Source organism: Mesorhizobium sp. M2A.F.Ca.ET.037.01.1.1 (genome assembly GCF_003998075.1).
Taxonomy (GTDB): domain Bacteria; phylum Pseudomonadota; class Alphaproteobacteria; order Rhizobiales; family Rhizobiaceae; genus Mesorhizobium.
In genome coordinates, this window is the sequence record NZ_RZSA01000266.1 from 1 (window position 1) to 7,034 (window position 7,034).

At 63.9% G+C, this 7,034-nt stretch carries 5 protein-coding genes and 1 pseudogene; all 6 read left to right on the top strand.

Features of this window, described 5'->3' with window-relative positions; genetic code table 11:
* Positions 1-332: pseudogene (locus EOA27_RS15250) on the top strand (peptidase S15); the annotation flags it as partial.
* Between the two features lie 147 nt (positions 333-479).
* Positions 480-2,069, top strand: a complete 1,590-nt coding sequence (locus EOA27_RS15255; RefSeq protein WP_126079909.1) for an ABC transporter substrate-binding protein — start codon at positions 480-482, stop codon at positions 2,067-2,069.
* 98 nt (positions 2,070-2,167) lie between these two features.
* Complete coding sequence (locus EOA27_RS15260) at positions 2,168-3,127, top strand: ABC transporter permease (protein ID WP_126079910.1); 960 nt, start codon at positions 2,168-2,170, stop codon at positions 3,125-3,127.
* Between the two features lie 58 nt (positions 3,128-3,185).
* A complete protein-coding gene (locus EOA27_RS15265) occupies positions 3,186-4,007 on the top strand; it encodes an ABC transporter permease (protein WP_126079911.1) in 822 nt (273 codons plus the stop codon).
* Positions 4,007-5,662 carry an ABC transporter ATP-binding protein gene (locus EOA27_RS15270; RefSeq protein ID WP_126079912.1) on the top strand — a complete coding sequence of 552 codons (1,656 nt, stop codon included), beginning with the start codon at positions 4,007-4,009 and terminating at the stop codon, positions 5,660-5,662. The genes EOA27_RS15265 and EOA27_RS15270 overlap by 1 nt, the downstream gene beginning before the upstream one ends.
* Before the next feature lie 115 nt (positions 5,663-5,777).
* The coding region (locus EOA27_RS15275; RefSeq protein WP_145970360.1) for an ABC transporter substrate-binding protein at positions 5,778-7,034 on the top strand (1,257 nt) is incomplete at its 3' end.

The window sequence follows — 7,034 nt, forward strand, 5'->3', positions numbered from 1 at the left end:
ATATCGACCGCGACGAGAAGACCGGCACGGTCACGCTTTCCATCACCGACGATTTCGGCGCGGTGCGCGATCTCGACCACGGGCTGGTCAATGGCAGCATCGTACGCGAGACATGGGCGATCCATCCCGACGATCCGCTGTCGGCCACCGGAGCCACGCATTGGACGCAGACATTGTCGCGCGATGAATGGTCGGTGCGGACCGAAACCTTTGCCGACATGCGATCGGACGCAGAGAGCTTCATCGTCAGCGCCAGAATCGAAGCCTATGAGGGCGAAAAGCTGATCTTCGAACGCGATTTCGAGCAGACGATTCCCCGCTCCCTGGTTTGAGCGGAGGCAAGATTGGTCCAAACGCGACATGCGATTTACGCCACCGCATGTCGCATTCGGTCTTGCCTGCCGCTTTCCCTTACGGTCATTATCTCCTCCAATAGAAGAAACGACCATAAGGTCGCATACCCAGAGTGAGGAACCATAATGTCCAACGAACTCGACTATCTCAGCCGGCGAGTCGCGGCCGGGAAACTTAGCCGTCGCGACTTTCTCGGTCGCGCCGCCGCGCTTGGCGTCACCGCCACTTTCGCCAACTCGCTGCTCTCCAGCGCCGTGCGCGCTGCCGGCCCGGTCAAGGGCGGCACGCTGAAAGCCGGCCTGCAGGGCGGTGAATCCACCAACAGCCTCGATCCCGCGACTTTCCTCAGCCAGGTTCCGTTCGCCTTCGGCAAGTGCTGGGGCGAAACGCTGGTCGAGCTCGCGCCGGGCGGCGGCGTCGAATATCTCATCGCCGAGGAGATCGGCAGCTCGAAGGATGCCAAGACCTGGACGATGAAGATCCGCAAGGGCGTTCAGTTCCACAACGGCAAGGAAGTGACGCCGGACGACGTGGTGGCGACGCTGAAGCGCCACAGCGACGAAAAATCCAAGTCGGGCGCGCTGGGCGTCCTGAAGAGCATCGACACCATCAAGGCCGATGGAGGCAATGTCGTGGTCACGCTGAAGGACCCGAACGCCGACCTCCCCTATTTGATGGCGGACTATCACCTGATCATCCAGCCGAATGGCGGCAACGATAAGCCGGATGCCGGCATCGGCACCGGCCCGTACAAGGTCACCGTCAATCAGCCCGGCGTGAAGCATGGCGGAGAGCGCTTCGCCAATTACTGGCAGGCCGACAAATACGGCCATGCCGACCAGGTCGAGATCATCGTCGTCAACGACCCGACGGCCCGCATGGCTGCGCTGCAGGGCGGCCAGGTCAACATGATCAACCGCGTCGAACCGAAGATCGTCGACCTGGTCAAGCGGCTGCCCGGCGTCACCATCCGCGCCGCCTCAGGCCGCGGCTTCTATCCGTTCAACATGTTCTGCGACACCGCGCCCTTCGACAACAACGACCTTCGCATGGCGCTGAAGCTTGCCATGGACCGCGAGGAGATGCTGACCAAGATCCTGCGCGGCTACGGCGAGGTCGGCAACGACATGCCGGTCAACAAGGCCTATCCGCTGTTCGCAGAGGATTTCGAGCAGCGCAAGTTCGATCCGGAAAAAGCCGCCGCGCTCTACAAGAAGTCCGGCCATAGCGGCTCGATCCTGCTGCGCACGTCCGACGTCGCCTTCCCTGGCGCCGTTGACGCCGCCCAGCTTTACCAGCAGAGCTGCGCCAAGGCTGGCATCAAGATCGAGATCAAGCGCGAGCCGGGCGACGGCTACTGGACGGAAGTCTGGAACAAGCAGCCTTTCTCGCTCTCCTACTGGGGCGGGCGTCCGACGCAGGACCAGATGTATTCGACCGCCTATCTCTCGACCGCCGACTGGAACGACACGCGCTTCAAGCGGCCGGATTTCGACAAGATGGTGCTTGCGGCGCGCGGCGAGCTCGACGAAGCCAAGCGCAAGAAGATCTACCGCGACATGGGCGAGATCATGCGCGACGAAGGCGGCCTGATCGTGCCGTTCTTCAACCAGTTCGTCGACGCGACCGGCAAGGGCGTCGAAGGCTGGGTCGACAACCCGGCGCAGGAACTCAGCAACGGCCACGCGCTGATCGAGTGCTGGCTGCAGGCTTGACGAAGGATAGGAAAGGGCCGGCGCGAGCCGGCCCTTCCGGCTTTCATGGCCTGCCTGAAAGGCGGGCACCGTCCCTTCTTCACCATTGCAGGTAGCCGATGTCGTCTCCGATCCTGAGATTGGTCGCTCAGCGTATCTTGCTGGGCCTGGTTCTTCTGTTCGCCGTTTCGGTGCTGATCTTCGCCGGCACGCAGATCCTGCCGGGCGACGTCGCCCAGGCGATCCTCGGCCAGTCGGCAACGCCGGAGGCGCTGGCGAACCTGCGCGAACAGCTCGGGCTCAACGACCCGGCATGGCTGCGCTACGTGCACTGGCTGTGGGGCATCCTGCATGGCGATTTCGGCACGGCGCAGTCGAGCGGGCTCGACATTGCAAGCTCGATCGGCACCCGGCTGAAGAACACGCTTTTCCTGGCCGCGTGCGCGGCGATCGTCGCTGTGCCGCTGGCGGTCATCCTTGGGCTGATTGCAGTGCGCTACCGCAACGGCTTCGTCGACAAGCTGATCTCCGGCCTGGCCCTGGCCTCGACATCGTTCCCGGAATTCTTCATCGGCTATGTGCTGATCTTCGTGTTCGCGGTGCACTGGCAGATTTTCCCGAGCATCTCGACGGTGGATGATTCCACGCCTTTCCTCGAAAGGCTGCAGGCCGTGGTGCTGCCGGCCACGGCGCTCACCCTGGTGGTGCTCGCCCATATGATGCGCATGACGCGCGCGGCGATCCTCAATGTCATGCAGTCGGCCTATATCGAGACGGCCGAGCTCAAGGGGCTGAAACCCTTCGACATCATCCGTAAGCATGCTTTTCCGAACGCGATCGCGCCGGTCGTCAATGTCGTCATGCTCAATCTCGCCTATCTCATCGTCGGCGTCGTCGTGGTGGAGGTGATCTTCGTCTATCCGGGCATGGGACAGTATCTGGTCGACCATGTCGCCAAACGCGACGTGCCGGTGGTGCAGGCGGTCGGCCTGATCTTCGCCGCGGTCTACATCTCGCTCAACATCGTCGCGGATATCGCCGCCATCGTGGCCAATCCGCGGCTCAGGCATCCGAAGTGACGAGAGCATCCGAAATGACGGGCCGGATGCAGGACGACCAGAGGGGGAACTGAAGCGAATGGCGCTACGACAAATTCCGTTCACCGCCTGGATCGGGCTAATCCTGACCGGCTTCTTTGCGTTCTGCGCCATCTTCGCGCCCTGGGTCGCGCCGCACGGCAATGGCGAGATCGTCGGCGACGTGTGGGAGCCTATGTCGGCGGCGCATTGGCTGGGCACCGACAATCTCGGCCGCGATCTGATCTCGCGCATGATCTATGGCGCGCGCATCACCATGGAGATCGCGGTGGCGGCGACGGCGCTGTCCTTCTCGCTGGGCTCAATCCTCGGCTTCACGGCGGCTGTCTTCGGCGGCTGGTTCGACACGCTGCTGTCGCGCTTCGTCGACCTTCTGATGTCGATCCCGACGCTGATCTTCGGCCTCGTCGTGCTGTCGGTGCTGCCGACCAACACGCTGACGCTGATCTTGGTCATGGGCATCCTCGATTCCACCCGCGTCTACCGCCTGTCGCGCGCCGTCGCCGTCGACATAAACGTCATGGACTATGTCGAAGCGGCGAAGCTGCGCGGCGAAGGCAAGGCCTGGATCATCTTCCGCGAAATCCTGCCCAATGCGCTGTCGCCGTTGGTGGCGGAGCTCGGCGTGCGCTTCATCTTCGCGGTGCTCTTCCTGTCAGCGCTCTCCTTCCTCGGCCTCGGCGTGCAGCCGCCGGATTCGGACTGGGGCGGCATGGTCAAGGAAAACAAGGACGGCATCGTCTTCGGCATTCCGGCGGCGCTCATCCCGGCGGCCGCGATCGCGGTGCTGGCGATCTCGGTCAACCTCGTCGCCGACTGGGTGCTCAACCGCACGACGAGCCTGAAGGGAGGGCGCGGCTGATGGCCGACACCAAGGCAAATTCAGGCAAGCTCCTCGATATCCGCAACCTGCGCATCGAGGCGACCGTCTACCCGCCTGGCGAAGCGCCGAAGACGATCACGCTGGTCCACGACGTCTCGCTGACCTTGGAAAAGGGCAAGGTGCTCGGCCTGATCGGCGAATCCGGCGCCGGCAAATCGACCATCGGCCTGTCGTCCATGGCCTATGGCCGTGGCGGCGTGCGCATCACCGGCGGCGAGGTGATCCTTAACGGCCGCGACATCCTGAAAGCCGGCCCCAAGGGCGTGCGGGCGCTGCGCGGACGCGAAGTCTGCTATGTCGCGCAATCGGCGGCCGCCGCCTTCAATCCGGCCCATAAGCTGATCGACCAGGTGGTCGAGGCGGCCATGCTGCATGGCACCGCGACGCGCGCCGAAGCCGAGAAGCGGGCCGTCGCGCTGTTCAAGAAGCTCAGCCTGCCCAATCCCGAAACGATCGGCGAGCGCTACCCGCACCAGGTCTCCGGCGGCCAGCTGCAGCGCGTGATGACGGCGATGGCGCTCTGCTCGGAGCCGGACCTCATCGTCTTCGACGAGCCGACCACGGCGCTCGACGTGACGACACAGATCGACGTGCTGGCGGCGATCAAGGACGCCATCCGCGACACGCATGTGGCGGCCCTCTACATCACGCACGACCTTGCCGTCGTCGCCCAGGTGTCGGACGAGATCATGGTGCTACGCCATGGCCGGCTGGTGGAGTGGGGCGGCACGCGGCAGATCATCAAGGAGCCGCGCCAGGAATACACCAACGCGCTGGTCTCTGTGCATGAGATCGAGCACAAGGAACAGCCGCCCGGCACAACGCCCTTCCTGTCGGTGAAGAATGTCACCGCCGCCTATGGCGGCGGCCATGTCAAGGTGCTGAAGAACGTCTCGGTCGACATTTATCCGGGACAGACGCTGGCGGTGGTCGGCGAGAGCGGCTCCGGCAAGTCGACGCTGGCGCGCGCGATCACAGGCCTGTTGCCGCCCGAGGAGGGCACCGTCACCTTCGACGGCAGGCCACTCGCCAACAGGCTGGCCGACCGGCCGAAGGAGGACCTGCGGCAGCTGCAGATGATCTACCAGATGGCCGACGTGGCGATGAACCCTCGCCAGACGGTAGGCACCATCATCGGCCGGCCGCTGGAGTTCTATTTCGGCATGAAGGGCCGCGAGCGCGACAAGCGCGTCGCCGAGCTGCTCGACGAGATCGAGATGGGCAAGGGTTTCGTCGACCGCTACCCGGCCGAGCTTTCCGGCGGCCAGAAGCAGCGTGTCTGCATCGCGCGCTCGCTCGCCGCCAAGCCGAAGCTGATCATCTGCGACGAGGTGACATCGGCGCTCGACCCGCTGGTCGCCAACGGCATCCTGAAACTGCTGCTCAACCTGCAGCAGCACGAAAAGGTCGCGTATCTCTTCATCACCCATGACCTGGCGACGGTGAAGTCGATCGCCGATTCGATCGCTGTCATGTATCGCGGCGAGGTGGTGCGCTACGGCTCCAAGAGCAAGGTGCTGACGCCGCCTTTCGACGCCTATACGGACCTGCTGCTCTCCTCCGTGCCGGAGATGGAGATCGGCTGGCTGGAGAAGGCGATCAAGGGCCGACGCATGGAAAGCGCTGGAAATTAGCCTGCCAAAATCGACCCAAGGCACTTTTGTCATGCGGCCGCAACAGGGAAGGGGAAAGATCGCCGCGGGCGGATAGAACCCGCACCGGAATCAATCTCGAAGAAGGGGGCAGGACATGCATACGGAACTCGATCATCTCGCCGAACTCGCCGGCAAGGGCAGGATATCGCGGCGCGATTTCCTCGGCCGCGCGGCAGCGCTCGGCGCCTCGGCGGCGCTGGCGACGACGCTGGCCGGCAAGGCCTTCGCCGCGAGCCCGGTGAAGGGCGGCATCATCAAGGCCGGCCTGCAGGGCGGTGAATCGACCAACAGCCTCGACCCGGCGCTGAACCTCAGCCAGGTCACATTCAACTTCTGTAAGCAGTGGGGCGAATTCCTTGTCCGGCTGACGCCCGATGGAGGCGTCGAGAACCTGATCGCCGAGGAGATCGGCGCCTCGGCCGACGCCAAGACCTGGACGATGAAGATCCGCGACGGCGTCGAATTCCACAACGGCAAGACGGTGACGGCTGAAGATGTCGTCGCCACCCTCGAGCGCCACGCCGACGAGAAGTCGAAATCCGGCGCGCTCGGCATTTTGAAGAACATCAAGACCATCAAGGCCGACGGCAAGGACGTGGTGGTGACGCTCGGCGACGCCGACGCCGACTTCCCCTATCTGATGGCCGACTACCACCTGGTGATCCAGCCGAATGGCGGCAAGGACAACCCGAATGCCGGCGTCAGCGCCGGGCCGTACAAGGTCGCCGTCAACCAGCCCGGCGTGAAGCATGGCGGCGAGCGCTTCGCCAATTACTGGCGCGGCGACAAGGCCGGCCATGCCGACCAGATCGAGATTGTCGTGATCAACGATCCGACGGCCCGGCTCGCGGCGCTGCAGGGCGGCCAGGTGCATCTCATCAACCGCGTCGAGCCCAAGGTGGTCGATCTGGTGAAACGCATGCCGGGTGTCAGCGTCGAGAACGTGTCGGGGCGCGGCTACTACCCGTTCAACATGTTCTGCGACACCGCGCCCTTCGACAACAACGACCTCAGGATGGCGTTGAAGCTCGCCATGGACCGCGAGGAGATGCTCGACAAGATCCTGCGCGGCTATGGCTCGGTCGGCAACGACTTCCCGATCAACGAAGCCTACCCGCTTTTCTCCGCCGATATCGAGCAGCGCAAGTTCGATCCGGAAAAAGCGGCAGCCGCCTACAAGAAATCGGGCCACAGCGGCTCGATCCTGCTGCGCACCTCGGACGTCGCCTTCCCCGGCGCGGTCGACGCGGCGCAACTCTACCAGCAGTCCTGCGCCAAGGCCGGCATCAAAATAGAGATCAAGCGCGAGCCGGGCGACGGTTACTGGTCGGAGGTGTGGAACAAGCAGCCC